This is a genomic window from Nocardia sp. SYP-A9097 (genome assembly GCF_009649815.1).
Taxonomy (GTDB): Bacteria; Actinomycetota; Actinomycetes; order Mycobacteriales; family Mycobacteriaceae; genus Nocardia.
On the sequence record NZ_WJIC01000081.1, the window covers coordinates 1 to 1,070 of the forward strand.

General features: G+C 62.0%; 1 protein-coding gene. It reads right to left on the minus strand.

Features of this window, described 5'->3' with window-relative positions; all coding sequences use genetic code 11:
- Positions 1-1,070, minus strand: a 1,070-nt coding sequence (locus tag GFY24_RS40825) for a phosphopantetheine-binding protein (RefSeq protein WP_153810468.1), incomplete at both ends; no start/stop codon positions are given.

Sequence of the window (1,070 nt, forward strand, 5' to 3'; positions counted from 1 at the left end):
TGCGTCCCAGCCCAGATTGAGATCGTCACCGATAATCCGCCACGACACCACATCGACAGCCAGATGATGAATGATCAACGCCAACTTGCGACCGGTCGGCTCCCACACCGCACGCAACACGCGACCACCGGCGATATCCAGCTTCCCGCGCGCTTCAACAAGATTCTCGATCGTCAACTCGGAAACCGTTGTCACACAATCCTCGGCACGCACCGAACCCGGCGATCCGACAGTCAACGACCAATCACGCTCAGAGTCGCTATGCCCGTCCACCCGCAACCGGAGCATCGCATGGCTATCCAATAACGCCTGCACAATCGCGAGCACATCCGCATGCTCGACGCCCTCGGGGCCGACGAACATCAACGCCTGATTGAACTCGCCAACCTGGCCCGCAACGCTTTCCAACCAGGAAATGATCGGCGTCGAAAACACCTCACCCACACCATCATCGACCTCACCCACCGGTCCGGTATGCACCGTCGCCACCCGCGCCACCGCGGAAACCGTCTTGTGCACAAGGATTTCGCGCGGCTTCACCACCACACCGGCCGCACGCGCACGCGCCACCACCTGAATCGAAGAGATACTGTCCCCACCGATATTGAAGAACGAGTCATCCACACCCACCCGCTCCAACCCGAGAACCTGGGCATACACCGAGGCCAGCACCTCCTCGATCGGCGTCGACGGCGCCCGATATCTCTCACCCGCATAATCGGGTGCAGGCAGAGACCGCTTGTCCAACTTGCCATTAACCGTCAACGGCAAACTGTCCAACACCACCACCGCGGCGGGAACCATGTACTCGGGCAACCGCACACCCACCGACGAACGCACCACCGTGGCGTCCACTGCACCGGTCACGTACCCCACGAGCCGTTTGCTGCCCGGCTGGTCTTCGCGCACCACGACCACGGCCTGCTCGACCCCGGCCACCGCTGACAACGCCGCACCGACCTCACCGAGCTCGATCCGGAAACCCCGAATCTTCACCTGGTCATCGCTACGACCCACATACTCCAACTCGCCCTGGGCATTCCAGCGCACCAGATCACCCGTGCGGTACA